Origin of the sequence: Paraplanobispora siamensis, from assembly GCF_016863175.1 — a bacterium.
GTDB lineage: Bacteria > Actinomycetota > Actinomycetes > Streptosporangiales > Streptosporangiaceae > Planobispora > Planobispora siamensis.
Genome location: NZ_BOOJ01000031.1, coordinates 1 through 24,720 on the forward strand (window position 1 = coordinate 1; position 24,720 = coordinate 24,720).

General features: G+C 69.5%; 22 protein-coding genes. 13 read left to right on the forward strand and 9 right to left on the reverse strand.

All coding sequences use genetic code 11. The annotated features are described in order from the left end of the window. Positions 1-129: 129 nt before the first annotated feature. Positions 130-1,062, forward strand: coding sequence for a thioredoxin-disulfide reductase (trxB, locus tag Psi01_RS18825; RefSeq protein ID WP_204065346.1), 933 nt, complete (start codon positions 130-132; stop codon positions 1,060-1,062). Positions 1,063-1,097: 35 nt separating this feature from the next. Further along, positions 1,098-1,421: a thioredoxin gene (trxA, locus tag Psi01_RS18830; protein ID WP_239127827.1), complete on the forward strand. Its 324-nt coding sequence runs from the start codon at positions 1,098-1,100 to the stop codon at positions 1,419-1,421. Positions 1,422-1,654: 233 nt separating this feature from the next. On the opposite strand, the gene Psi01_RS18835 is transcribed toward trxA, so the two are convergent. Then, positions 1,655-2,275 (reverse strand): GNAT family N-acetyltransferase, encoded by a 621-nt coding sequence (locus Psi01_RS18835; RefSeq protein ID WP_204065347.1) that lies wholly within the window; start codon positions 2,273-2,275, stop codon positions 1,655-1,657. 284 nt (positions 2,276-2,559) lie between these two features. On the opposite strand from Psi01_RS18835, the gene Psi01_RS18840 reads away from it, so the two are divergent. The 3 genes from Psi01_RS18840 (at position 2,560) to Psi01_RS18850 (ending at position 6,292) form a co-directional block, all read left to right on the forward strand. Then, a complete protein-coding gene (locus Psi01_RS18840; protein ID WP_239127831.1) occupies positions 2,560-3,792 on the forward strand; it encodes an aminotransferase-like domain-containing protein in 1,233 nt (410 codons plus the stop codon). Between the two features lie 216 nt (positions 3,793-4,008). Beyond that, positions 4,009-4,965: a D-alanine--D-alanine ligase family protein gene (locus Psi01_RS18845; protein ID WP_204065349.1), complete on the forward strand. Its 957-nt coding sequence runs from the start codon at positions 4,009-4,011 to the stop codon at positions 4,963-4,965. 274 nt (positions 4,966-5,239) lie between these two features. Beyond that, on the forward strand, positions 5,240-6,292 hold the full coding sequence (locus Psi01_RS18850; protein WP_204065350.1) for a threonine aldolase family protein: 1,053 nt from the start codon (positions 5,240-5,242) through the stop codon (positions 6,290-6,292). Between the two features lie 191 nt (positions 6,293-6,483). On the opposite strand, the gene Psi01_RS18855 is transcribed toward Psi01_RS18850, so the two are convergent. The 8 genes from Psi01_RS18855 to rpmH all read right to left on the reverse strand — a co-directional run bounded on the left by Psi01_RS18855 (position 6,484) and on the right by rpmH (position 12,218). After that, complete coding sequence (locus tag Psi01_RS18855; RefSeq protein WP_204065351.1) at positions 6,484-7,473, reverse strand: ParB/RepB/Spo0J family partition protein; 990 nt, start codon at positions 7,471-7,473, stop codon at positions 6,484-6,486. 106 nt (positions 7,474-7,579) lie between these two features. After that, positions 7,580-8,446: a ParA family protein gene (locus tag Psi01_RS18860; RefSeq protein WP_275424569.1), complete on the reverse strand. Its 867-nt coding sequence runs from the start codon at positions 8,444-8,446 to the stop codon at positions 7,580-7,582. Between the two features lie 291 nt (positions 8,447-8,737). Beyond that, positions 8,738-9,448, reverse strand: coding sequence for a 16S rRNA (guanine(527)-N(7))-methyltransferase RsmG (gene rsmG, locus Psi01_RS18865; protein ID WP_204065352.1), 711 nt, complete (start codon positions 9,446-9,448; stop codon positions 8,738-8,740). Between the two features lie 355 nt (positions 9,449-9,803). After that, positions 9,804-10,304: a Jag family protein gene (locus tag Psi01_RS18870; RefSeq protein WP_373872322.1), complete on the reverse strand. Its 501-nt coding sequence runs from the start codon at positions 10,302-10,304 to the stop codon at positions 9,804-9,806. A gap of 49 nt (positions 10,305-10,353) precedes the next feature. Next, positions 10,354-11,313, reverse strand: coding sequence for a membrane protein insertase YidC (gene yidC, locus Psi01_RS18875; protein ID WP_204065353.1), 960 nt, complete (start codon positions 11,311-11,313; stop codon positions 10,354-10,356). A 4-nt stretch (positions 11,314-11,317) separates the two neighbouring features. After that, a complete protein-coding gene (yidD, locus tag Psi01_RS18880; protein ID WP_204065354.1) occupies positions 11,318-11,599 on the reverse strand; it encodes a membrane protein insertion efficiency factor YidD in 282 nt (93 codons plus the stop codon). After that, a complete protein-coding gene (rnpA, locus tag Psi01_RS18885) occupies positions 11,596-11,973 on the reverse strand; it encodes a ribonuclease P protein component (RefSeq protein WP_204065355.1) in 378 nt (125 codons plus the stop codon). Before rnpA ends, yidD begins: the two co-directional genes overlap by 4 nt. Positions 11,974-12,080: 107 nt before the next feature. Beyond that, positions 12,081-12,218 carry a 50S ribosomal protein L34 gene (gene rpmH / locus Psi01_RS18890; RefSeq protein ID WP_184948766.1) on the reverse strand — a complete coding sequence of 46 codons (138 nt, stop codon included), beginning with the start codon at positions 12,216-12,218 and terminating at the stop codon, positions 12,081-12,083. A gap of 525 nt (positions 12,219-12,743) precedes the next feature. Here rpmH and dnaA point away from each other — a divergent pair. The 8 genes from dnaA to gyrA all read left to right on the forward strand — a co-directional run bounded on the left by dnaA (position 12,744) and on the right by gyrA (position 24,705). Then, positions 12,744-14,501 (forward strand): chromosomal replication initiator protein DnaA, encoded by a 1,758-nt coding sequence (gene dnaA, locus Psi01_RS18895; RefSeq protein ID WP_204065356.1) that lies wholly within the window; start codon positions 12,744-12,746, stop codon positions 14,499-14,501. Between the two features lie 580 nt (positions 14,502-15,081). Then, entirely contained in the window at positions 15,082-16,221 is a 1,140-nt protein-coding gene (gene dnaN, locus Psi01_RS18900) for a DNA polymerase III subunit beta (RefSeq protein ID WP_204065357.1), read from the forward strand. A 79-nt stretch (positions 16,222-16,300) separates the two neighbouring features. Then, positions 16,301-17,041 carry a 3-keto-5-aminohexanoate cleavage protein gene (locus Psi01_RS18905; RefSeq protein ID WP_204065358.1) on the forward strand — a complete coding sequence of 247 codons (741 nt, stop codon included), beginning with the start codon at positions 16,301-16,303 and terminating at the stop codon, positions 17,039-17,041. 24 nt (positions 17,042-17,065) lie between these two features. Further along, positions 17,066-18,010, forward strand: coding sequence for a phosphogluconate dehydrogenase (NAD(+)-dependent, decarboxylating) (gnd, locus tag Psi01_RS18910; RefSeq protein ID WP_204065359.1), 945 nt, complete (start codon positions 17,066-17,068; stop codon positions 18,008-18,010). A 182-nt stretch (positions 18,011-18,192) separates the two neighbouring features. After that, positions 18,193-19,371: a DNA replication/repair protein RecF gene (gene recF / locus Psi01_RS18915; protein ID WP_204065360.1), complete on the forward strand. Its 1,179-nt coding sequence runs from the start codon at positions 18,193-18,195 to the stop codon at positions 19,369-19,371. Beyond that, positions 19,361-19,912 carry a DciA family protein gene (locus tag Psi01_RS18920; RefSeq protein WP_239127828.1) on the forward strand — a complete coding sequence of 184 codons (552 nt, stop codon included), beginning with the start codon at positions 19,361-19,363 and terminating at the stop codon, positions 19,910-19,912. The genes recF and Psi01_RS18920 overlap by 11 nt, the downstream gene beginning before the upstream one ends. Positions 19,913-20,217: 305 nt before the next feature. After that, complete coding sequence (gyrB, locus tag Psi01_RS18925; protein ID WP_204065361.1) at positions 20,218-22,161, forward strand: DNA topoisomerase (ATP-hydrolyzing) subunit B; 1,944 nt, start codon at positions 20,218-20,220, stop codon at positions 22,159-22,161. Positions 22,162-22,215: 54 nt separating this feature from the next. Then, complete coding sequence (gene gyrA / locus Psi01_RS18930) at positions 22,216-24,705, forward strand: DNA gyrase subunit A (protein WP_204065362.1); 2,490 nt, start codon at positions 22,216-22,218, stop codon at positions 24,703-24,705. Positions 24,706-24,720: the final 15 nt, after the last annotated feature.

The window sequence follows — 24,720 nt, forward strand, 5'->3', positions numbered from 1 at the left end:
TCTTTCGGCGTGCGGCGCCCGGGGCGGTGAGGCTTTGCGCCCGTGGGGCGGCCTTTCGCATCCGGCGGGAATCAGCGGAGCCTAGGATCTGTTGACGCGACTGCAACGACAGAGGGAAAGGCGCAACGCGTGATGGACGTCCGGAATGTGATCATCATCGGATCGGGTCCCGCCGGTTACACATCGGCTGTGTACTCCGCGCGCGCCGACCTCAAGCCGCTGATCTTCGAGGGTTCGGTCACCGCGGGTGGCGCGCTGATGAACACCACCGAGGTGGAGAACTTCCCCGGTTTCCCCGACGGCATCATGGGCCCCGATCTCATGGACGGCATGCGCAAGCAGGCCGAGCGCTTCGGTGCCGAGCTCGTCGCGGACGACGTGCTCGAGGTCGACCTGACCGTCACCCCCAAGGTGGTCAAGACCGCCACCGGCACCTTCTACGCCAAGACCGTCGTCCTGGCCACGGGTTCGGGCTACCGCCAGCTCGGCGTGCCCAACGAGCAGCGCCTGTCCGGTCGCGGCGTCTCCTGGTGCGCCACCTGTGACGGGTTCTTCTTCCGCGGCCAGGACATCGTGGTCGTCGGCGGCGGCGACACCGCCATGGAGGAGGCGACCTTCCTGACCCGCTTCGCCTCCTCGGTGACCGTCGTGCACCGCCGGAACGAGCTGCGCGCCAGCAGGATCATGCAGGAGCGCGCGTTCGCCAACGAGAAGATCCGCTTCGTCTGGGACAGCGAGGTCGTCGACGTCCTCGGCGACCAGAAGGTCTCGGGTGTACGGCTGCGCAACGTCAAGACGGGCGAGGAGAGCGAGCTCGCGGCCACCGGCCTGTTCATCGCGATCGGCCACGACCCGCGCACCGAGCTCGTCAAGGGCCAGGTGGAGCTCGACGACGAGGGCTACATCAAGGTCGAGGCCCCCTCCACCCGCACCAACCTGGACGGCGTCTTCGCCGCCGGCGACGTGGTGGACCACACCTACCGCCAGGCGATCACCGCCGCGGGCACCGGCTGTTCGGCCTCCCTGGACGCCGAGCGCTGGCTCGCCGATCACGACAGCTGACCATCCACACCATCGGGAAACAGAAAGTAGGAATCGTGGGCGCCATCAAGAACGTGACCGAGGCCAGCTTCGAGAACGACGTCCTCAAGAGTGACAAGCCCGTGCTGGTCGACTTCTGGGCCGAGTGGTGCGGTCCGTGCCGCCAGGTGGCTCCGATTCTCCAGGAGATCGCGAACGAGCAGGGCGAGAAGCTGGAGATCGTCAAGCTCAACGTCGACGAAAATCAGGCAATTGCCCAGAAGTACGGCGTACTCCAGATCCCGACTATGAACGTCTATAAGAACGGAGAGGTTGTGAAGCAGATCATCGGCGCCAAGCCGAAGGCCATGCTGCTTCGCGAACTCGAGGGCATCATCTAGGGAGCCCCCGCGGCGGGGCCCCTTGGAGGGCCCCCTGCGGCCGGACGCTCCCCACGGCGGCCCGGCCGTACCACCGCTCTTCCGAGCGGCACACCCACCCAGTGAAAGCCCCCTCGCCCCACGCAGGGGGCTTTCGCGTATCCGCGGACGCTCCCGGCGGCCCGCGGACGCCTCCGGAAGCCCACAGACGCCCCCGGAAGCCTTCAGGACGTCCCAGAGGCTCTCAGGAGCCCTCAGACGGGGCGCAGCGCCCGCTCGGGGGTCATCGAACCCAGCAGGCGCTCCAGGGCCACCTCGACATCCTCACGCCACGAGACGGCGTTCTTGAGCTCAAGGCGCAGACGGGGGAAGCGCAGGTGCGGCCGGACGGTCTTGAACCCGACCGACAGGAGATACTCGGCGGGCATCACGCACATCCCGGCCTTCTCCCACTTCAGGTCGCCGAACGCCTCGATCGCCCGTACCCCGCGCCGGGTGAGGTCCTTGGCCACGCCCTGGACCAGCATCCGGCCGAGCCCGCCGCCGGAGAACTCCGGGATGATGTGCGCCGTCATCAGCAGCACGGCGTCGGCGCTGACGGGGGAGGTGGGGAAGGCCACCGAACGCGGCACGTACAGCGGGGGCGCGTAGAGCACGAATCCGGCGGGAACGCCGTCCACATAAGCGATCTTTCCGCAGCTGCCCCACTCGAGGAGGGTGGCCGAGATCCAGGCCTCCTTCTCCAGCTCCGGATCACCGGCTTCCACCGCCCGTTCCCCGCTCACGGGGTCGAGCTCCCAGAAAACGCACCGGCGGCAGCGGCGCGGCAGGTCATCGAGGTTGTCGAGAGTGACGTTAGCCAGCCGACGCGACACCTGTTGGCCCCAATCCTGGCGAGACTAGTGCGAAATACGCGCGAAAACGGCGTCCCTAGCTGGCATCGTAGCCCAGCGGGGGTCTTCGTTTCCGGGTCTCCGGTCCCGCGAGCGGGCGGCCGGAGCCGCTGACGTACCCTTGTTCACCTAGCTTGAGCACAAAGTGCTCCATACGACCTAGGAGGTGGACCGTGTCCCACGAGCCGGATCACGGTCGGACCGTCGCGGCCCACGGGTCGCGCATCGATGCCTACGTCGACCGGTACGCCGCACGAGCTGCCGGGATGGTCGCCTCCGAGGTCCGAGCTCTTTTCGCCGTCGCGTCGAGGCCCGAGGTGGTCTCGCTGGCCGGCGGCATGCCGTACGTCACCGCCCTCCCCCTGGACGTGGTGGGAGAGCTGGTCTCCGACCTGGTGGCCCGGCGCGGCCCGGTCGCGCTCCAGTACGGCTCCGGCCAGGGTGACCCGCACCTGCGCGAGCAGATCTGCGACGTCATGCGCCTGGAGGGCATCGAGGGCAACGCCGACGACGTCGTGGTGACCGTCGGCTCGCAGCAGGCCCTCGACCTGATCACCCGCATCTTCATCGACCCCGGCGACGTCATCCTCGCCGAGGGCCCGTCCTACGTGGGCGCGCTGGGCACCTTCGCCGCCTACCAGGCCAAGGTCGTGCACATCGCGATGGACGACGAGGGGATCATCCCCGAGTCCCTGGCGCAGACCATCTACGCCCTGCGCACCGCGGGCAACCGGATCAAGTTCCTCTACACGATCCCCACCTTCCAGAACCCCGCGGGCGTGACGCTCAACGCCGAGCGCAGGCAGCAGGTCCTGGAGATCTGCCAGCGCGCCGGCGTGCTGATCGTCGAGGACAACCCGTACGGCCTGCTCGGCTTCGACGGCGAGCCGATGCGCGCCCTGCGCGCCGACAACCCCGAAGGGGTCGTCTATCTCGGGTCGTTCTCCAAGACGCTGGCCCCGGGCTTCCGGGTCGGCTGGGCCCTGGCCCCGCACGCCGTCCGCGACAAGCTGGTGCTGGCGATGGAGTCGGCGGTCCTGTCGCACTCCGTCTTCACCCAGCTCGCCGTCGGCGAGTACCTGGCGACCCAGCCCTGGCGCGAGCAGATCAAGACCTTCCGCGAGCTCTACCGCGAGCGCCGGGACACCATGCTCTCCTCGCTGGAGGCGCTGATGCCCGCCGACTGCACCTGGACGCGCCCGCGCGGCGGCTTCTTCGTCTGGGCGACCCTCCCCGAGGGGCTGGACTCCAAGGCGCTCCTGCCCCGCGCGGTCGCCGAACGGGTGGCGTTCGTCCCGGGCACGGGATTCTTCTCCGACGGCAGCGGGGCCCGGCACATGCGGCTGTCCTACTGCTATCCCGAGCCCGAGCGCATCCGCGAGGGAGTACGGCGCCTGGCCGGGGTGATCGAGCAGGAGCTCCAGCTGCGCGACACCTTCGGCACCGGCAGCTACCCCGACCACATCGGAGTCGACACCCCCGGCCCCGACCTCGCCTGACCCCGTCCCCCGGCCCGGCATCCACCCGGGCCGGGGAACCCCAGTCCCGGGTGGTGCAGGCGGGACCGGTGAGGCGCGAAGCCTGCGGAGCACGGGTGCGTGGCCGCTCGCGGCGGAGTGCCGTACGGTGACTTCCGGCATCGTCGTTCGGCGATCGTCTCATGATGACCAGACGCGGCTCAGCGGCCCCGGTGCGGGCTCTAGGAGGTTATTCGGATGAGTGATCTGGGACATGTGCTCGTCCTGGCGGGCGGGCTGTCCTACGAGCGGGAGGTCTCCCTGCGCTCGGGCCGCCGGGTGGCGGAGGTGCTGCGCGCCGCGGGGGTCTCCGTCGAGACCCGCGACACCGACGCCTCCCTCGTGCCCTGGATCCTGGCCGAGTCGCCGAGCGCCGTCTTCGTCACCCTCCACGGCGGGGCGGGGGAGGACGGCGCGATCCGCTCGGTGCTGGACCTGCTGTCCGTCCCCTACGTGGGAGCCGAGTCCGACGCCTGCCGGATCGCCTTCGACAAGCCCACCGCGAAGACGGTGGTCCGTTCAGTGGGTGTGCGCACCCCCGCCTCGGTGACGCTGCCCAAGGAGACCTTCCACGACCTCGGCGCCTCCGCGGTGCTGGCCCGCATCGTCGCCCAGCTCGGCCTGCCCCTGTTCGTCAAGCCGTCCCGCGGCGGCTCGGCCCTGGGCGCCTCGATCGTCCGCACCGCCGAGGAGCTCCCCTCCGCCATGGTGGGCTGCTTCGCCTACGGTGACACCGCTCTGATCGAGCGCTACATCGAGGGCGTGGAGGTCGCCGTCTCGGTGATCGACCTCGGCGAGGGACCCGTCGCGCTCCCCCCGGTCGAGATCGTCCCCGACGACGGCGTCTACGACTACGCGGCCCGCTACACCGCCGGCCGCACCGAGTTCTTCGCCCCCGCGCGGCTGTCCCCCGCCGCCTCCGCGGCCTGCGCGGAGATGGCCGTGACCGCCCACACGGCGCTCGGCCTGCGCGACATCTCCCGCACCGACCTCATCGTCGACGCCGAAGGGCTGCCGCACTTCCTGGAGGTCAACGTGGCCCCCGGGATGACCGAGACCTCCCTGCTCCCGATGGCCGCCGAGGCCGCCGGGGAGGACCTGGGCTCCCTGTGCCGCGTCCTCCTGGAACAGGCCGCCGCCCGCGCCACGACCTGACGCCCTGTCGCGACGCCCTTCGCACACCCCATCGCGACACCCCTTCGCGGACACCCCTTCGTGAACACCCCTTCGTGAACACCCCTTCGCACACCTACACGCCCACGCCGCGGCCCGGCCGCCGTCCGCGCCGCGGCCCGGCGTCAGGTCTCTTCCCACCCCCGCGCCCCGGCTCGATCCCCGGTCTTCTCCCGCCCCGGCCCGAAGTACGGCCCCCCGCCCGACGGCCCGGCCGCCCGACGGCCTCCCGGGGTCGCTCCCCTACGCTGGGCCTGTGCTGACCACCACTTTCTTTCCCAAGAGCTTCGCCAGCGACAACCACGCGGGAGTGCACCCCGCGATTCTCACGGCCATCGCCGAGGCCAACGCCGGAGACGCCCCCGCCTATGGCGCGGATCCCTGGACCGAGGCGATGGAGGACGCCTTCCGTGCCGAGTTCGGCGACCAGGCGACGGCGTACGCGATGTTCAACGGCACCGGAGCCAACGTGGTGGGACTGGGCCTGATGCTGCGCCCCTACGACTCCGTCCTGTGCCCGGCCACGGCCCACATCAACACCCACGAGGGCGGGGCCGCCGAGCGCGTCCTCGGCGCCAAGCTCGTCCTGTGCCCCACGGACGACGGGAAGATCACCGTCGACGACATCCGCGACCACCTCTCCGTCATCGGCAACACCCAGTACGCCCAGCCCCGTGTCCTGTCCATCTCCCAGGTGACCGAGTGCGGCACCGCCTACACGGCGGAGGAGATCGCCGAACTCGCGGAGTTCCTCCACTCCCGCGGGCTCTTCCTGCACATGGACGGCGCCCGCCTGGCCAACGCGGCGGCCGAGCTCGGCTGCTCGATGCGCGCCCTCACCGCGGATGCCGGCGTGGACGTGCTCAGCTTCGGCGGCACCAAGAACGGCGCCATGGGCGCCGAGGCGCTCGTCATCCTGCGCCCCGAGCTGGACCCCCCGGCGCTGTTCCTCCGCAAGCAGGGCATGCAGCTCGCCTCCAAGATGCGCTTCGTCTCCGTCCAGCTGACCGCCCTCCTCACCGACGGCCTCTGGCGGGAGAACGCCGCCCACGCCAACGCCATGGCCCACCGCCTCGCCGACGGCGTCAGCGATCTGCCCGGCGTCTCCCTGCGCTGGCCGGTCCAGTCCAACGCCGTCTTCCCCGCCCTCCCGGAGAAGGCGATCACCGAACTCCAGCAGCGCTACCTCTTCCACATGTGGGACGCCAACGAGAACGTGGTCCGCTGGGTGACCTCCTTCGACACCACCCCCGAAGAGGTCGACACCTTCGTCTCCGACATCCGCACGGCCGTCAGCGCCCACTCCTAGCCGACACCCTCTGTTTCACGTGAAACAGCGGTGGGAGACGAGGACGAGCCTCGGACGATGTTTCACGTGAAACAGTGGCCCGCCTTCGACTCTGAAGGACAGGTCGGCACTCAGATCTCGTGAAGAACGGAACGGCCGCCATGTTTCACGTGAAACATGGCGGCCGTTCCGTTCGGCGCCTCCGAGAGGGTCTACTCCGGACGCAGGGCCTCCGGGGACATCGTCGCGATGATCCGCTCAAGGTCGTCGATGGTGGCGAACTCCACCACGATGCGGCCCTTGCGCCGACCGAAGTCCACCTTCACCCGCGTCTCGAAATGGTCGGAGAGCCGATCCGCCAGGCGGCGGAGTGACGGGTCCTCCGCGGGCTTCGCCCGGGGAGCGCGAGGCTCGGGAGGAGCCGGAGCGGCGGACACGTCGCCCACCGCCACGATCTCCTCGACCGCGCGCACCGTGAGCAGTTCCGCCACGATCCGGTCGGCGAGACGCTCCTGCGCGGCCGGGTTCTGCAGACCGGCCAGGGCCCGTCCGTGCCCCGCGCTGATCGTTCCGGCCGCGACCTTCAGCTGAACCTTCGGCGGGAGGGTGAGGAGACGCAAGGTGTTCGACACATGCGAACGGGAACGGCCGATCCGCGTGGCGAGCTGTTCGTGCGTCGCGCCGAAGTCGTCCAGGAGCTGCCGGTAGGCGGCCGCCTCTTCTATCCCGTTGAGCTGTTCGCGCTGGAGGTTCTCGATCAGCGCGTCGAGGAGGAGCTTGTCCTCCTTCGTCTCCCGGACGATCGCGGGGATCACGTCGAGGCCGGCGAGCTTGGAGGCGCGCAGCCTGCGCTCCCCCATGATGAGCTCGTAGAGGCCCTCGCTCACCGGCCGCACCACGACCGGCTGGAGGAGGCCTACCTCCTTGATCGAGGCGGCCAGCTCCTCCAGCGCACCCTCGTTGAAGTTCTCTCTCGGCTGCCGGGGGTTGGGCGTGATGTTCTCTACAGGGATCTCGGCGAAGTACGCACCCGCGACCGGTGCCGGGCCGACGTGGCCGTTGGTCTCCGGACGTCGCTGCCCGGCCGCCGGCTCCGGCGCCGTCATCGTCGCCGTCCCCGCCGCCGGGACCTCGGCCACCGGGGGAGCGGTCGGGATGAGTGCTCCCAGACCCCGGCCCAGTCCTCTCGGCTGCTTGCTCACTGTCCCTCCCCCGGCGTCGCGGTTCTGCTCCCAGTAGTGTGCATGACCTCAGCAGTGCTCATGACGCCGGTGCTCATGACGCTGCCGGCCGCGGTGTTCTCAGCGTTCACACCGCGGCGCCGCGGTAAGCGATCTCGCGGGCGGCGTCCATGTAGGCCATCGCGCCGCTGGAGCCCGGGTCGTAGGTCATCACCGACTGGCCGTAGCTCGGCGCCTCGGAGACGCGCACGCTCCGCGGGATCAGCGTGCTGAGGACCCGGTCGCCGAAGTGCGAGCGGACCTCCTCGGCGACCTGGGAGGCCAGGCGGGTACGGCCGTCGTACATCGTCAGCAGGATGGTGGACAGGTCCAGCGTGGGGTTCAGGTGAGCCTTCACCAGCTCCACGTTCCGCAGGAGCTGGCCGAGACCTTCCAGCGCGTAGTACTCGCACTGGATGGGGATCAGCAGCTCGTTGGCCGCCATCAACGCGTTGACGGTGAGCAGGCCGAGCGAGGGCGGGCAGTCGATGAGGATGTAGTCGAGCTCGATGGCGTCGTAGGCGGCCAGCGCCCGCTGGAGCCGGGCCTCCCTGGCCACCATGGAGACCAGCTCGATCTCCGCGCCCGCGAGGTCGATGGTGGCCGGGGCGCAGTAGAGGCCCGGCATCTCCGGGACCTCCTTCACCACCTCGACGAGCGGGACGTCCTCCACCAGGACCTTGTACATGTCCGGCACGTCGCCGCGGTGCTCGATGGACAGCGCCGTGGAGGCGTTGCCCTGCGGGTCGAGGTCGACCACCAGCACGCGCTGGCCGTGCATGGACAGCGCCGCGGCCAGGTTGACCGATGTGGTGGTCTTGCCCACGCCGCCCTTCTGGTTGGCGACGGTGAAGATCCTCGTCTTGGGGGGCCGGGGCCAGTCGCCGTCCCGCGTCCCCGGGGAGCCGCCGGAAGGGACCGTGGTGGTCGGAACCGTTGTTTCACGTGAAACCACTGAACTGAGTGCCTCTCGTACCAGCGGCGAGTCGCCGGGGTTAAGGGGGGTCTGGGTCACGGTCGTCGTCCTTCCAGCCGGTCCGGCCGGTCCGTCCGGCCTCGCTTCCTCCACCGGCCTCACTGCGCCCGGCCCCGCCACGGCGGGAGGGACCGGGGGCGGCCAGCCCAGACCGGAAGGATGTCCGGGCCGCCGGGGAAGAAGCTCCTCGGGCCAGCCGAGACCGCCCGTCATGGCGACGATCGCACTTTCACGGTCATCCACTGGCTCTACTCGCTTTGCTCTGTCCGTCTACTGGCCCCGCGCCTGCTTCGACCGTGGAGCACGGTCCTTCCGGCGAGAGGCCTGCCGCGCTCTGCCGGGGGCCCGACCGGCGACCACCCTGACGAGAGTTGCAGGCGGCTCGACCTTACCGTGCCCGACCGAGACAAGTTCGGCTGTCCGCACTCCACTGGCCCGCAATTGTGCTTCGGCTTCGGCCAATTCCTCCGCGGCGCGCTCCCCCTTCATCGCGAGCAGCTCTCCTCCCTCCCGCAGCAGGGGAAGAGCCCACTTGAGCAGACGGTCGAGCGGAGCCACCGCCCGCGCGCAGGCGACGTCGAACTCGCGGCGGCCCGCGAGCTCCTCTGCCCGGCCGCGCAGAACCTCGACATTCTCGAGCTTCAGCGCCTCCACGCACTCCTCCAGGAAGACCGTACGGCGCAGCAGAGGCTCCAGGAGGGTGACCGAGACGTCGGGCCGGACGATCGCCAGCACGAGGCCGGGCAGGCCCGCTCCGGAGCCGATGTCGACCAGCCGGACATCGGCGGGGACCGCCTCGGCGATCACCGCGCAGTTGAGCAGATGGCGGTCCCAGATGCGGGGCACCTCGCGAGGGCCGAGGAGTCCCCGCACCACGCCGGGGCCGGCCAGCAGCTGAGCGAACGCCTCCGCCCTGACCCAGGCGTCACCGGAGAAGACTTCGTGCGCGATCTCGGGCGGCTCGGACAACTGGTCGCTCACTGAACGATCACTCTTTTCTCAACATCCGCGGACCACCCCCTGCTGGGGGCTGAGCCGTCGCCGACAGTCGCTACGCGAAACAACGGTAGCCGACGCCCGGACAGAGCCGGTCTGGCGACGAGGCCGACATGAACAGGGAGGAGGCGAAGATGGCTGTGGTTTTCCCCACGGTCCCCCGCGACCACTCCACGCTCCCCCACGATGGTTTGTCCACGGCCCCCACGGCGTTCTCTCCACGACCGGGACACGAGCCCCGCGCGCCGTACGAGAACGCAAAAGCCGCCGTCCCCGAAGACCGGGGACGGCGGCCGGGCGACCGTCACGTCAGCACGGGGCGCCGGGCGCCCCGGAACGGCTAAGCGGGCAGGACGACCACGAAGCGGCGGGGTTCCTCGCCCTCCGACTCGCTCCGCAGGCCGGCCGCCGCGACGGCGTCGTGCACGATCTTGCGCTCGAACGGGGTCATCGGCCGCAGGGCCTTGGGCTCACCGGAGCGCTTGACCTCCGAGGCCACCTTCGTGCCGAGCTCCTTGAGCTCGGTGCGGCGGCGGTCGCGGTAGCCGGCGATGTCGAGCATGAGGCGCGACCGCTCCCCGGTCTGGCGGTGGACCGCGAGACGGGTCAGCTCCTGGAGCGCCTCCAGGACCTCGCCGTTGGCGCCCACCAGGTCACCGCCCTTGACGTCGACGACCGACACGACGGCGCGGTCACCCTCGACGTCCATGTCGATGTCGCCGTCGATGTCGGCGATGTCGAGCAGTCCTTCGAGGTAGTCCGCCGCGATCTCGCCCTCCTGCTCCAGGGCTGCGAGATCGGGAGCCGCTTTGGCCGCGGTCTCCTGCTGGGCCTCGGTCACGTCCAGCCACTCCTTCGTGCTGTCGGGATGGGGTCTTGGGGTCGCCCGGTCAGGGCTTCTTGCCGCCCGTGCGCTTGCTGCGGGGCTGACGGGTCCGGTGCTGCTGCTGGCGGATGACCTTGGGCCCCGGCGGCTCGGGCGGGCTCTCGGGCTCGGGGGCCGTCTTCCTGACCTTGCTGATCAGTCCCGGCTTGGGCGAGGGCGTCACCATGTTCCCCTTGGCGTCCATCACCGGCATCGGGTGGCGGCTGTAAAACCAGTGCTGCTGACCGAGCGTCCACACGTTGGTGGTCACCCAGTAGAGGATCAGGCCGAGGGGGAAGTTCAGAGAGAAGATCGCGAACAGCGGCGAGATGTACATCAGGATCTTCTGCTGCTGCGCCATCGGGTTGTCCGGCATCTGCGCCATCGAGCGGGTCACGCTCTGCCGGACGGTGAGGAAGGTGGTCAGCGAGCTGACCGCCACGAAGATCGCGATGACGACCTTGGCGACGATCGGGTCGGCGCCCAGCTTGATGATGTCGGCCGAGCTGGTGAAGAACGTCGCGGGGACCGGGGCGCCGAAGATGTGGGCGGCCCGGGCGCTGTCCATCAGCTCCTGGGTCATGCCGAACTTGGGAACCGGGCTGGTGGCCATCGCCTGCAGCACGGTGAACATCGAGATGAAGATCGGGAACTGCGCCAGAATCGGCAGACACCCACCGAGCGGGTTGGCCCCCGCCCCCTGGTACAGCGCCATGACCTCCTGGTTCATGCGCTGCTTGTCGTTCTTGTAGCGCTTGCGCAGCTCCTGGACCTTGGGCGCGAGCTCCTGCATCTTCTTCGACGAGCGCATCTGCTTGAGGAAGAGCGGGAAGATCAGGATTCGCATCAGCACGGTGAGCGTGATGATGGTCAGCGCCCAGTTGAGACCGCTGTCCGGCGGGATGAAGGTGCTGTATCCCGCATGGATCCAGGTGATGACTGTGGCGACGGCTGTGTACAGCCAATTGAGCCAGGACAGCTCCACCGAGCTAGCTCCCTTGCGTTTCGTGGGACCGGGTCGGGCGTGGGGGCACCGGGTCGAGACCTCCGGGATGGAATGGGTGGCAACGCCCGATTCTCCGGATCGTCAGCCATGCGCCGCGCAACGCGCCGTGAACGGCGATCGCCTCAAGGCCATAGGCGCTGCACGAAGGATAGAAACGACAACGGGGACCCAGCAGGGGGCTCACGAAGGCCCGGTAGAACCGGATAGGAGCCATCAGGGTCCTGGCGGCCGGGGAGGCCCCGGCGGTCTGCTCTTGCGCCGTCATCGTCGTCCGTCCATGTGAGCCGCGGAAGGCTCTCGCCGCCTCAGTAAACGATCCAGCGCGACGTCGAGTTCGGCGGCAAGGCGCTCGCTTCGCGCGGACGCGGCCGGTGGATTGGCGCGTACAACCAGCAGGCTACCCCGCGGAAGGCGATCGAGACGGTCTCGGACCAGGTGTCTCAACCGGCGTTTGACGCGGTTGCGGACGACGGAGCCTCCGACGGCACGGCTCACCACGAAGCCCACCAAGGGCGGTTCGTCCACGTCTCGGCGCATGCGAAAGTGCGCGACCAGTGTGGGGCGGCCGGAACGGGCGCCCTTCCTGACCGCGTCGGCGAACTCGTCGCCCCGGCGCATGCGGGACCCGGACGGCAACACGAGAGGACCTTATCGACCCTGGGCAGGTACGGCTTTCGCCCGCCGGGCGTGCCGGCGGGCGAAGGAACGCTGCCTGGCCCGGCGGACCGGGCACGGTGGACGGCGCGTCAGGCGGAGAGCTGAGCGCGGCCCTTGCGGCGGCGGGCGGCCAGGATCGCGCGACCGGCGCGGGTGCGCATACGCAGCCGGAAGCCGTGGGTCTTCGCGCGACGGCGGTTGTTCGGCTGGAAAGTACGCTTGCTCACGAGTGGGCTCCAGGCTTGAATGCACGTCCCCAGCACATGGGGACGCTCGACAGTGGCTGGCTTGCCGGATGCGGGGCATGCGAAATAGCCGTCGCGTGGCAAGCCGACCGTCGTACGTTACGGGGCGGACGCGTCCCAGGTCAAACCGGGATACCTCCGAGGGCGGGTCGCCGGGTGCTCCACAGGGTGCCTTTCCACTGCCGCAACTTTGTCCACAGGATGTGCACCCGGCCCACCTCGCACTACCACTAGGCTGTGGACAACGTCTTGAACACCGCTGTGGACACAGACTACTGTCGGCCCTTCCAACCCTTCTCTCTACTGCCAGAACACAGCTTGGCTGTCAGTACGGGGCTGTGTACAGCGTGTGGATCCGATGTGGATTACGCGGCTGGCGCCGCCGGGGATCCACACGGCGCCGACGTGTGGACGACGGGAGAATCCGATGCGCTCGGCGGCCATCGGTGTGGATGAGAACGGATCGCGGTGAGCTTGCGGGGGCCGCGGGAGGAGGACGGCCGAGCCATGGACGCTATGGACCTCGGCGCGGTGTGGGCACGGGCGCTGGAGAACTCCCTCAACGAGAGCGTCCCGTCCCAGCAGCGCGTCTGGCTCGGTATGACCAGGCCTTTCGGCCTCATGAACGACACCGTGGTGCTCGCCGCCCCCACCGACTTCGCCAGGGACGTGCTGGAGAACAAGCTCCGCCCCCTGATCAACCACGCCCTCTCCCAGGAGTTCGGCCGCCCCATGCGGATCGCGGTCGTGGTCGACCCCTCCGCCGCGGGCCCCGAACAGGGCGGCGCGCCCGGCAGGCCGGAGACATATCCCCAGGCTCCCGCGCAGGGTTATCCCCAGGGTGGTGGATCCCCCCAGGGTTATGCACAGCCCGCGAATCCCCCGTCCCACAACGCTTCCGGCCCTTCGCGCCACTATCCGGTGCCCGGCCCCGCCGGTCCGCCGTCCACCGAATATCCACAGCATCAACCACAGGCCCAGCAGTTCTCCTACCCCTATCCACAGGTGGAGGAGAACGCCCAGCCGTACCTCCCCGGCGAGCCCCCGGCGGGCCCGCAGCCGGCCGAGCAGAGCGCCGGATACGGCAGGGGCGGCTACATCCCGCAGCCCGCCCCGCCCCGCCCCGAACAGGACGCCTTCGAGCGCCCCGCGCCGAACCCGGCCCCCGCCCCCGCGCAGAACAGGTGGGAGTCGCGGGGGAGCGGCGGCGGCCGTACCCAGGGCGAACCCGGGAAGCTGAACCCCAAGTACACCTTCGAGACCTTCGTCATCGGCTCCAGCAACCGCTTCGCGCACGCCGCGGCGGTCGCGGTGGCCGAGGCGCCGGCCAAGGCCTACAACCCGCTGTTCATCTACGGCGACTCCGGGCTGGGCAAGACCCACCTGCTGCACGCGATCGGCCACTACGCGCAGAGCCTCTACGACGGCGCGCGGGTGAGATACGTCAGCTCGGAGGAGTTCACCAACGACTTCATCAACTCCATCCGCGACCACAAGGCGGACAACTTCCGCGGTCGCTACCGGGCTGTGGACATCCTGCTCGTCGACGACATCCAGTTCCTGGAGGGCAAGGAGCAGACGCAGGAGGAGTTCTTCCACACCTTCAACACCCTGCACAACGCCAACAAGCAGATCGTCATCTCCAGCGACCGGGCGCCCAAGCAGCTGGTCACCCTGGAGGACCGGCTGCGCAACCGGTTCGAGTGGGGCCTGATCACCGACGTCCAGCCGCCCGAGCTGGAGACGCGCATCGCGATCCTGCGCAAGAAGGCGATCCAGGAGGGCCTGGCCGCCCCGCCCGAGGTGCTGGAGTACATCGCCAGCCGCATCTCCACCAACATCCGCGAGCTGGAGGGCGCGCTGATCCGCGTGACCGCGTTCGCCAGCCTCAACCGGCAGTCGGTCGACCTGCAGCTGACCGAGGTCGTGCTCAAGGACCTCATCACCGAGGACGCCGGGTCGGAGATAACGGTCGCCACGATCATGGCCTCGACCGCCGCCTACTTCGGGCTGTCCATCGACGACCTGTGCGGCGGCTCGCGCTCGCGGGTCCTGGTCACCGCCCGGCAGATCGCCATGTATCTGTGCCGGGAGCTCACCGACATGTCGCTCCCCAAGATCGGGCAGCAGTTCGGCGGCCGCGACCACACCACGGTCATGCACGCCGACCGGAAGATCCGGTCGCTCATGGCGGAGCGCCGCTCGATCTACAACCAGGTCAACGAACTCACCACGAGGATCAAGCAGCAGTCTCGCAACGGATGAGGTTTTCCCACCGGTGATGCACAGCCTGTGGAAAACCTTGTGGATCAATGATCCGGTCGCTGCCGAAGATCGATAGAGGTCCCAATCATGATCAACATGGGGTCGGAGAACATGAGCAGGCTTTGGTGGGTGGGGACAACCCTGGGGAGAACCTGGGGAGAACCTGTTGGTAACTCGTGGACAACCTGGGGACGCCCTGTGAACGAAGTTTTCCCCAGGCACAAAACGGACTCGTACCCGGTGGATAACCTGGGGAAACCTCGTGGATAACCGGTGGACGAAGACCCCGCAATCTGGGGACGGCCTGTGGGTAGTCCGCGGCTGTCCCCAGGCCGCCAGGTTTCCCACAGGCTCCACCCACACCCCCGGTGGATGAAAAAACAAGGTCTGAGCTGCGGAAACACCGGTCGTCCACAGTTTCCACCGCCCCTACTGTGATGACTCCACTTATCTCTCATAAGAAAACTCAAGACCCATAGAAGAGTTCCGGGGGAGCGCACGTGCGGGACAGTGAACACTTGAAACCCAAGCAGCGAGAGCAGCGAGCGGAGAGCGCTCGACACACAGGAGGCAGATCCACGTGATGTTCCGGATCGACCGAGACGTACTCGCCGAGGCGGTCGCATGGACGGCACGCAGCCTTCCGGCGCGCCCCTCCGTGCCGGTGCTGGCCGGCATGCGTCTGGAGGTCACGGAGAGCGGCCAGCTCAAGCTCTCCGGCTTCGACTACGAGGTCTCCGCCGAGGTGACCCTCGAACCGCAGACGGGTGAGGCGGGCGTGGTGCTCGTCTCCGGCCGGCTCCTCGCCGAGATCACCCGGGCGCTTCCCGCACAGCCTGTGGATTTCGTGGTGGAGGGGGCCAAGGCCGTCGTCACCTGTGGCAGCGCCCGGTTCACACTTCTCACCATGCCTGTGGAGGACTATCCCTCCCTGCCGACGATGCCCCCGGCCGCCGGTCGGGTGGGCAGCGACGTCTTCGCCTCCGCCGTGAGCCAGGTCGCGGTCGCCACCGGCAAGGACGACACCCTGCCGATGCTCACCGGCGTGCGTGTGGAGATCGAGGGCGACACAGTGACCCTCGCCGCCACCGACCGCTACCGCCTGGCGGTGCGCGAGCTGAAGTGGCAGCCCGAGCAGCCCGACATCTCGGCGATCGCCATGATCCCCGGCAAGACCCTCGCCGACGCCGCGAAGGCCCTGGGGGCGACCGGCGCCGAGGTGGAGATCGCGATGAGCTCCGTCGGCGGCACCGGCGAAGGCATGATCGGCTTCTCCAGCGCCGGACGCCGCACGACGACGCGGCTGCTCGACCCCGAGTTCCCCAAGTACCGCTCGCTGCTGCCCACCGAGTTCTCCGCCCGGGCCGACCTGCCCGTCGGCAGCTTCGTCGAGGCCGTCAAGCGCGTGGCCCTGGTCGCCGAGCGCAACACCCCGGTCCGTATGGCCTTCCGCGGCGGCGAGGTCGTCCTGGAGGCCGGCAGCGGCGACGAGGCACAGGCTGTGGAAGTCCTGCCGGTCGACTTCGAGGGCGACGACATCAACATCGCCTTCAACCACCAGTTCCTGCTGGAGGGCCTGGGCGCGATCGACTCCGACGTCGCGCGCCTGCAGATGACCACCTCCACCAAGCCCGCCATCCTCACCGGCGGCAAGCCTGTGGAGGACGGCGGCGCACCCGACTACCGCTACCTGATCATGCCGATCCGCCTGTCGAGCTGAGGCGCCCCGCCGCCCTTCCCGCGTGGGGAGCCGTCCTCGCCCGCGTGGGAGAAGGGTGGAAACCGGGAAAGAGCCCGGAATGGTGATGATCAAGGCGTGCCTCAACGGGAACAGGAGACCCGGTGAGCACCCGGCGCTCCCTCTGACCCCCCTGCAACTGGCTGAGGCGGCCCGTGAGGTCCACGAGGCGGGGGCGGCCGCCGTCCACATCCATCCGCGCGACGAGGCGGGCAGGGAGTCGCTGAGCGCCGTCCACATCGGGGCGGCCGTCGGGGCGGTACGGCGGGCCGTCCCGGGCCTCCCCGTCGGGGTGAGCACAGGCCTGTGGATAACCGGCGGGGATGTGCGCACGCGGACGGAGGCGGTGCGCGGCTGGGACTCGCTTTCCACAGACGAGCGGCCGGACTTCGCCTCGGTGAACCTGTCCGAACCCGGTTTCCCGCATCTGTGGAAAGATCTTCAGCGGCTCGGCGTGGAGGTCGAGGCCGGAGTCTGGTCCGTGGCGGACGCCGAGGCGCTCGCCGGGGCCGGCCTGGAGTGCGTCCGCGTGCTCGTGGAGATCATCGGCGGTGACGCGCGCACCGCCGTGCCCCGCGCGCACGCCGTACTCCACCGGCTCGACGACCTGGCGGTTCCCGGTCCGAGGCTTCTCCATGGTGAGCACGCCCCCGCGTGGGTACTGGTGGATGAGGCCGGACGGCTGGGACTGTCCACGCGCATAGGTCTGGAGGACGTCCTTCAGGGTCCCGATGGCGAGCCCGTCGACGGGAACGCCCATCTGGTACGGCTGGCGCGGGCCCGTCCGGCACTAGGTGGATGATGGAACCCTGAAGGGGGTGCTCGAATGCAGATCGGCATGATCGGGCTGGGCAAGATGGGCGGCAACATGGCCGAGCGCCTGCGCCGCGGCGGTCACGATGTCGTGGGATACGACCGGGATCCGGCGATCAGCGACGTCGCGAGCCTGCAGGAGCTGGTGGACCGGCTCGAGGCGCCGCGCGCGGTGTGGGTCATGGTCCCGGCCGGGGCGCCGACCCAGGCGACGATCGAGGAGCTCGGCAAGGCGCTGTCGCCCGGCGACATCGTCATCGACGGTGGCAACTCGCACTATGTGGACGACCGCAAGCACGGCGAGGAGCTCGCGGCCGTGGGGATCGGCTTCGTCGACTGCGGGGTGAGCGGCGGCGTCTGGGGACTGGAGAACGGCTACGCGCTGATGGTCGGCGGCGCCGAGGCCGACGTCCAGCGGCTGATGCCGATCTTCGAGACCCTCAAGCCCGAGGGCGAGGACGGCTTCGTCCACGCCGGCAAGATAGGCGCCGGCCACTTCGCGAAGATGGTCCACAACGGCATCGAGTACGGCATGATGCAGGCCTTCGCCGAGGGCTGGGAGCTGCTGGAGGCCTCCGACGCCGTGACGGACGTGCCCGGCGCCTTCAGGAGCTGGCGGCGCGGCACGGTGATCCGCTCCTGGCTGCTGGACCTGATGGTCCGCGCCCTCGACGAGGACCCCGACCTGTCGGAGCTGCGCGGTTACGCACAGGACTCCGGTGAGGGCCGCTGGACGGTGCAGGCGGCCGTGGACCACGCGGTCCCGCTGCCCGTCATCACCGCCGCGCTGTACGCCCGCTTCGCCTCCCGCCAGGACGACTCCCCGGCGATGAAGGTCGTGGCGGCCCTGCGCAACCAGTTCGGCGGGCACGCCGTCACCGCCAAGGCCGGAGAGGTCGAGAAGGGCGCCGACTCCCCGGGTGCCGACGTCATCCCGCCGGTCGAGGCCCAGCGCTAGGTCCTCCGGCCGCCCGCACACGCGACCCGCGCTCCGTCCACAGAACGCGGGTCGCGTTCCACAGGCCGTCCCCGCCCCCTGCCCGCCCCCGTCCCGCGATGTTTTCCACAGGGCGGGGCCTTCTCCACAGGGGGGCGGGCGTCTCCTGCCCCGCGGGAACGGGAAGGTACTACCGTAACGGGGTGCACGTAGCCCACCTCTCGCTCACCGACTTCCGCTCCTACGACACCGTCGACCTCGGCCTGGAGCCGGGCGTCACCGCCTTCGTGGGACCGAACGGCCAGGGCAAGACCAACCTGGTCGAGGCGATGGGCTACGTGGCGACCCAGTCGAGCCACCGGGTCGCCACCGACGCCCCCCTGGTACGGCAGGGCACGGCGCGGGCCATCGTGCGCTCGGTGATCGTGCGCGACGACCGGCGGGCGCTGGTGGAGCTGGAGATCAATCCCGGCCGGGCCAACCGGGCCAGGCTGAACCGCTCGCCGGTGTCCCGGCCGCGCGATGTGATCGGGCTGCTGCGCACGGTCCTGTTCGCCCCCGAGGACCTGGCCCTGGTCAAGGGCGACCCCTCCGAGCGGCGCCGCTTCCTCGACGACCTGCTGGTGGCCAGGGCCCCCCGGTTCGCCGGGGTGCGGGCCGACTACGACCGCGTGCTCAAGCAGCGCGGCGCCCTGCTGCGCACTGCGGCCCAGGCCCGCCGCGGCAGCCGGGGCGGCCGGCGGGCCGAGAACGAGACGGCGTTCGCCGCCGCGGGGGCCGGAGACGTGCTGAGCACGCTGGAGGTCTGGGACGCCCACCTGGCCAAGCAGGGGGCCGAGCTGCTGGCGGCGCGGCTGGAGCTGGTGGAGGTGCTGCGCCCGCTGGTCGCCGCCTCCTACGCGGCCCTCGCGCCCGGGTCCGCCCCCGCCGGGCTGGAATACCGCGGCACGTTGTCCACAGGTGGGGACGACCCGTCCGACCGGGACGCGATCGAGCAGGCGATGCGCGCCGCGCTGCTGGAGGCGCGCGGCGCCGAGCTGGAGCGCGGCGTCACCCTCGTGGGCCCGCACCGCGACGACCTGTTCCTCGGGCTGGGCGAGCTGCCCGCGCGCGGCTACGCCAGCCACGGCGAGTCGTGGTCCTTCGCCCTGGCACTGCGGCTGGCCGCCTACGATCTGCTCAGGGCGGACGGCGGCGACCCCGTGCTGATCCTCGACGACGTCTTCGCCGAGCTGGACACCCAGCGCCGCCGCCGCCTGGCCGAGTTCGTCGCCTCGGCCGAGCAGGTGCTGATCACCGCGGCGGTCCCCGACGACGTGCCGGCGGAGCTGGCGGGGGCCCGGTTCGACGTGACCGAGGGGAGCGTGACCCGTGTCCGATGAGACGACTCCCGCCTCCGGATCCGGCGGGGCGGGGCCCGAGGCGGGATCCGCCAAGGGCACGGCGGCCAAGGGCGCGGCCCTGGCCAGGGAGAAGCTGGCGCAGGCGAAGTCCGACGCGGCCAGGCGGGGTCAGCTCCCCCGCCGCGAGCCCCGGCGCAAGGCGAGCGGGCCGGCCAGGGCCTCCGGCGACCCCCAGCTGCTCGGCCGGGCCATCGCCGACCTGCTCGCCGACCGCAAGTGGGAGGAGCCGGTGGCGGTGGGCGGGGTGTTCGGCCGCTGGCACGAGATCGTCGGCGCCGACATGGCCGCGCACACCAAGCCGCAGAGCTTCACCGACGGCGAGGTCCTGGTGCTCGCCGACTCCACGGCCTGGGCCACCCAGGTGCGGCTGCTGGCCGGGACGCTCGTGCGGCGGCTGAACGAGGAGCTCGGCGACGGGACCGTCAAACGGGTGAACGTCCAGGGGCCGCAGGCCGGACCCCGCCCCAGCGGGGGCCTTCGGGTGACCGGAAGCCGGGGCCCGGGCGACACATACGGCTGAGTCCGCGCAAGGGCCGAAGGCGCCAAAACGAATCAGCGGCCTTTCTGGCGCGGTGACTTCCCTCCCCGTAGGGGGATGCTGGAAACGATGATCGACGCGCGAGAGAGGCTTTCAGGGCCCTTCAATGCCACATCATGCCCTCCGAGCCGCTAGAATGGACACGGATTCCGGACACGTCCGTTTGCGTGTCACCCCGGCGTGTGAGCCGACTCCCCTGGGTGGACGCATCGGGGCATTCACGACGGTGACGGACGGCGGGGCTGAGCGTTCTCCCGCCGCGTGTCCTCGGCAGGAGGATTTCACACTTGTCCTACGACGCTAGCTCAATCACCGTTCTCGAGGGGCTTGAGGCGGTCCGTAAGCGCCCTGGCATGTACATCGGATCGACCGGGGAGCGCGGCCTCCACCACCTCGTCTACGAGATCGTCGACAACGCGGTGGACGAGGCTCTCGCCGGGTTCGCCGACCGCATCGACGTCACACTGCTCGCCGACAACGGCGTGCGGGTCGTCGACAACGGCCGCGGCATCCCCACCGGCATCCACCCGGTCGAGAAGCGCTCCGCCGTCGAGGTCGTGCTGACCACGCTGCACGCGGGCGGCAAGTTCGACAGCCAGTCCTACGCCGTCTCCGGCGGTCTGCACGGCGTCGGCTCGGCCGTCGTCAACGCGCTGTCCGTCGCCATGGAGGTGGAGGTCAAGCAGCACGGCCACTACTGGCGCCAGCGCTACGAGATGTCCAAGCCCACGGCCCCGCTGGCCAAGGGCGAGGAGACCGACGAGACCGGCACCACGATCACGTTCTGGCCCGACCCGGGGATCTTCGAGACCACGGCGTGGAACTACGAGACGCTCTCCCGCCGCTTCCAGGAGATGGCCTTCCTCAACAAGGGCCTGACGATCACGCTGTGCGACGAGCGTCCCGACCACGTCAACGGCGAGCCCGTGCGGGTCGAATACCACTACGAGGGCGGCCTGTCCGACTTCGTGCAGCACCTCAACGGCAAGAAGGAGCCGGCGCACGCGTCGATCATCTCCTTCGAGGAGGAGAGCGACGGGCTCGCGGTCGAGATCGCGATGCAGTGGAACAACTCCTACTCGGAGTCCGTCTACAGCTTCGCCAACGTCATCAACACCGCCGAGGGCGGCACCCACGAGGAGGGCTTCCGCGCGGCGCTGACGTCGATCGTCAACCGCTACGCGCGCGAGCAGAAGTTCCTCAAGGAGGGCAAGGACGACAACCTCTCCGGTGAGGACGTGCGCGAGGGTCTCACCGCGATCATCTCGGTGAAGCTGTCCGACCCGCAGTTCGAGGGCCAGACCAAGACCAAGCTGGGCAACACCGAGGCCAAGTCGTTCGTCCAGAAGGCCTGCAACGACCACCTGCGCGCCTGGTTCGAGCGCAACCCGGGCGAGGCCAAGGACATCATCAACAAGTCCCTGCAGGCCGCCCGCGCCCGCATCGCGGCCCGCCAGGCCCGCGACCTGACCCGGCGCAAGTCGCTGCTGGAGTCCGGCTCCGGCCTGCCCGGCAAGCTGGCCGACTGCCAGTGGAGCGACCCGGAGAAGTGCGAGCTGTTCATCGTCGAGGGCGACTCGGCGGGCGGCTCGGCCAAGGGCGGCCGCGACTCCCGGTTCCAGGCGATCCTGCCCATCCGCGGCAAGATCCTGAACGTGGAGAAGGCGCGGATCGACAAGGTCCTGAAGAACGCCGAGGTCCAGGCGCTGATCACCGCCATGGGCACCGGCGTCCACGACGAGTTCGACATCTCCAAGCTCCGCTACCACAAGCTGATCCTGATGGCGGACGCCGACGTCGACGGCCAGCACATCAACACGCTGCTGCTGACGCTGCTGTTCCGCTTCATGCGGCCGCTGATCGAGGCCGGGCACGTCTACCTGTCCCAGCCCCCGCTCTACAAGATCAAGTGGGACCGCCGGGGCGAGGACGCCTCCTACGCCTACTCCGACGCCGAGCGCGACGCGATCATCGAGGAGGGCATGGCCCGCGGCAAGCGCGACCCGCGCCTGCACGACGGCATCCAGCGGTTCAAGGGTCTGGGCGAGATGAACGCCTCCCAGCTCTGGGAGACCACGATGAACCCCGAGACGCGGCTCCTGCGCCTGGTCACCCTCGACGACGCCGCCCAGGCCGACGACCTGTTCAGCGTTCTCATGGGTGAGGACGTCGAGGCCCGCCGCTCCTTCATCATCAGAAACGCACGTGACGTGCGCTTCCTCGATGTGTAGCGCCGGCGGCAGCCGTACAGCGTCCCGTCCCACTCTGAAAAGGATTCACACCCCGTGACGGAAGTGAGCAACATTCCGCCGGCAGAGCGCATCGAGCCGGTCGACATCCAGTCGGAGATGCAGCGCAGCTACATGGACTACGCGATGTCCGTCATCGTGTCCCGCGCGCTGCCCGACGTCCGCGACGGGCTCAAGCCGGTGCACCGCCGCGTGCTCTACGCGATGTACGACGGCGGCTACCGTCCCGACCGCGGTTACTTCAAGTGCTCCCGCGTCGTCGGCGACGTCATGGGCTCCTACCACCCGCACGGCGACTCCTCCATCTACGGCACCGTGGTACGGCTGGCGCAGCCCTGGGCGCTGCGCTACACCCTGGTCGACGGCCAGGGCAACTTCGGATCGCCCGGCAACGACATGCCGGCCGCCATGCGATACACCGAGTGCAAGCTCGCGCCGATCGCCATGGAGATGATCCGTGACATCGACAAGGACACCGTCGACTTCCAGCCGAACTACGACGGACGCTCCCAGGAGCCGCTGGTCCTGCCCTCGCGGTTCCCGAACCTGCTGGTCAACGGGTCGGCCGGGATCGCGGTCGGCATGGCGACCAACATCCCCCCGCACAACCTGCGCGAGGTGGCCGAGGGCGTCAAGTGGGCCCTGCAGAACCCCGAGGCCGGCGACGACGAGCTCCTCGAGGCGCTGATCGAGCGGATCAAGGGCCCCGACTTCCCCACCGGCGCGCTCATCGTCGGCCGCCGCGGCATCGACGACGCCTACCGGACCGGGCGCGGCTCGATCACCATGCGGGCGATCGTCGAGGTCGAGGAGGACGCCAAGGGCCGCCAGTGCCTGGTCGTCACCGAGCTGCCGTACATGGTCAACCCGGACAACCTCGCGCTGTCGATCGCCGAGTCGGTCAAGGACGGCCGGATCAGCGGCATCGCCGACGTCCGCGACGAGAGCTCCTCCCGGGTCGGACAGCGCCTGGTGATCGTGCTCAAGCGCGACGCGGTCGCCAAGGTCGTGCTGAACAACCTCTACAAGCACACCCAGATCCAGACCACCTTCGGCGCGAACATGCTGGCCCTGGTGGACGGCGTGCCGCGGACCCTCAGGCTCGACCAGTTCGTCCGCCACTACATCGCCCACCAGATCGAGGTCGTGGTCCGCCGGACCCGCTACCTGCTGCGCAAGGCCGAGGAGCGGGCCCACATCCTGCGCGCCCTGCTCAAGGCGCTGGAGCGGATGGACGAGGTCATCGCCCTGATCCGGCGCTCGCCGTCGGCGGCCGAGGCGCAGGGCGGCCTGATGACGCTGCTGGAGATCGACCAGATCCAGGCGCAGGCCATCCTCGACATGCAGCTGCGCAAGCTGGCCGCCCTGGAGCGCCAGCAGATCACCGACGAGCACGACTCGCTGATGGCCCAGATCACCGACTACCAGGCCATCCTCGCCTCCCCCGAGCGCCAGCGCACGATCGTCTTCGACGAGCTCTCGGAGATCACGGCGAAGTACGGCGACGAGCGCAAGACGGAGATCATCGCCTACGAGGCCGACATGTCCATCGAGGACCTGCTGGCCGAGGAGGACATGGTCGTCACGATCACCCGCGGCGGCTACGCCAAGCGCACCAACACCGACCTCTACCGGGCGCAGAAGCGCGGCGGCAAGGGCGTGCGCGGGGCGCAGCTGCGCCAGGACGACATCGTCGACCACTTCTTCGTCACCACGACCCACCACTGGCTGCTGTTCTTCACCAACAAGGGCCGCGTCTACCGGGTCAAGGCCTACGAGCTGCCCGACGCCGGCCGCGACGCCCGCGGTCAGCACCTGGCCAACCTGCTGGCCATGCAGCCGGACGAGGTCGTCATGGAGGTCCTGGCCATGCGCGACTACGACGTCGCGCCGTACCTCGTGCTGGCCACCCGCAGCGGCATGGTGAAGAAAACTCGCCTGTCCGAATACGACTCGCCGCGTTCCGGTGGCCTCATCGCCATCAATCTGCGCGACGATGACGAGGTGATCGCAGCACGGCTGGTGTCGGAGGAGGACGATCTCCTGCTGATCTCCCGCGACGCCCAGGCCATCCGCTTCACCGCCTCCGACGAGGCGCTGCGGCCGATGGGACGGGCGACCAGCGGCGTGATCGGCATGCGCTTCCTCGATGGCGACGAACTCCTCGCGATGAACCGCATCGCCGACGGCGAAGACGTTCTGGTCGCCACCGAGGGCGGCTATGCCAAGCGCACCCCCGCCGATCAATATCCTGTGCAGGGAAGAGGCGGCAAGGGTGTGTTGACGGCGAAAATCGTCAGCGCTCGGGGCAAACTGGTCGGTGCGGTCATGGTCCGGCCGGAGGACGAGGTCTTCGCGATCACGTCGGCCGGTGGGGTCATCCGTACCAGCGCCGGTGAGATCAAGCAGTCGGGCCGCCAGACCATGGGAGTCCGGCTGATGAATCTCTCCGAGGGAGACAGCGTTGTGGCTCTCGCCCGCAACGCCGAGGCGTTGGAGACCGAGGAAAACGGGGAAGGGGAGTAACCCGTGAGCGCCCAG

Bases quoted from the DNA above. Each gene is read 5' to 3' on its own strand.
- gnd (WP_204065359.1), top strand. From the start codon at position 17,066: ATGCAGATCGGCATGATCGGGCTGGGCAAGATGGGCGGCAACATGGCC.
- Psi01_RS18840 (WP_239127831.1), top strand. From the start codon at position 2,560: ATGGTCGCCTCCGAGGTCCGAGCTCTTTTCGCCGTCGCGTCGAGGCCC.
- Psi01_RS18845 (WP_204065349.1), top strand. From the start codon at position 4,009: ATGAGTGATCTGGGACATGTGCTCGTCCTGGCGGGCGGGCTGTCCTAC.
- dnaA (WP_204065356.1), top strand. From the start codon at position 12,744: ATGGACGCTATGGACCTCGGCGCGGTGTGGGCACGGGCGCTGGAGAAC.
- yidD (WP_204065354.1), bottom strand. From the start codon at position 11,599: ATGACGGCGCAAGAGCAGACCGCCGGGGCCTCCCCGGCCGCCAGGACC.
- Psi01_RS18905 (WP_204065358.1), top strand. From the start codon at position 16,301: ATGGTGATGATCAAGGCGTGCCTCAACGGGAACAGGAGACCCGGTGAG.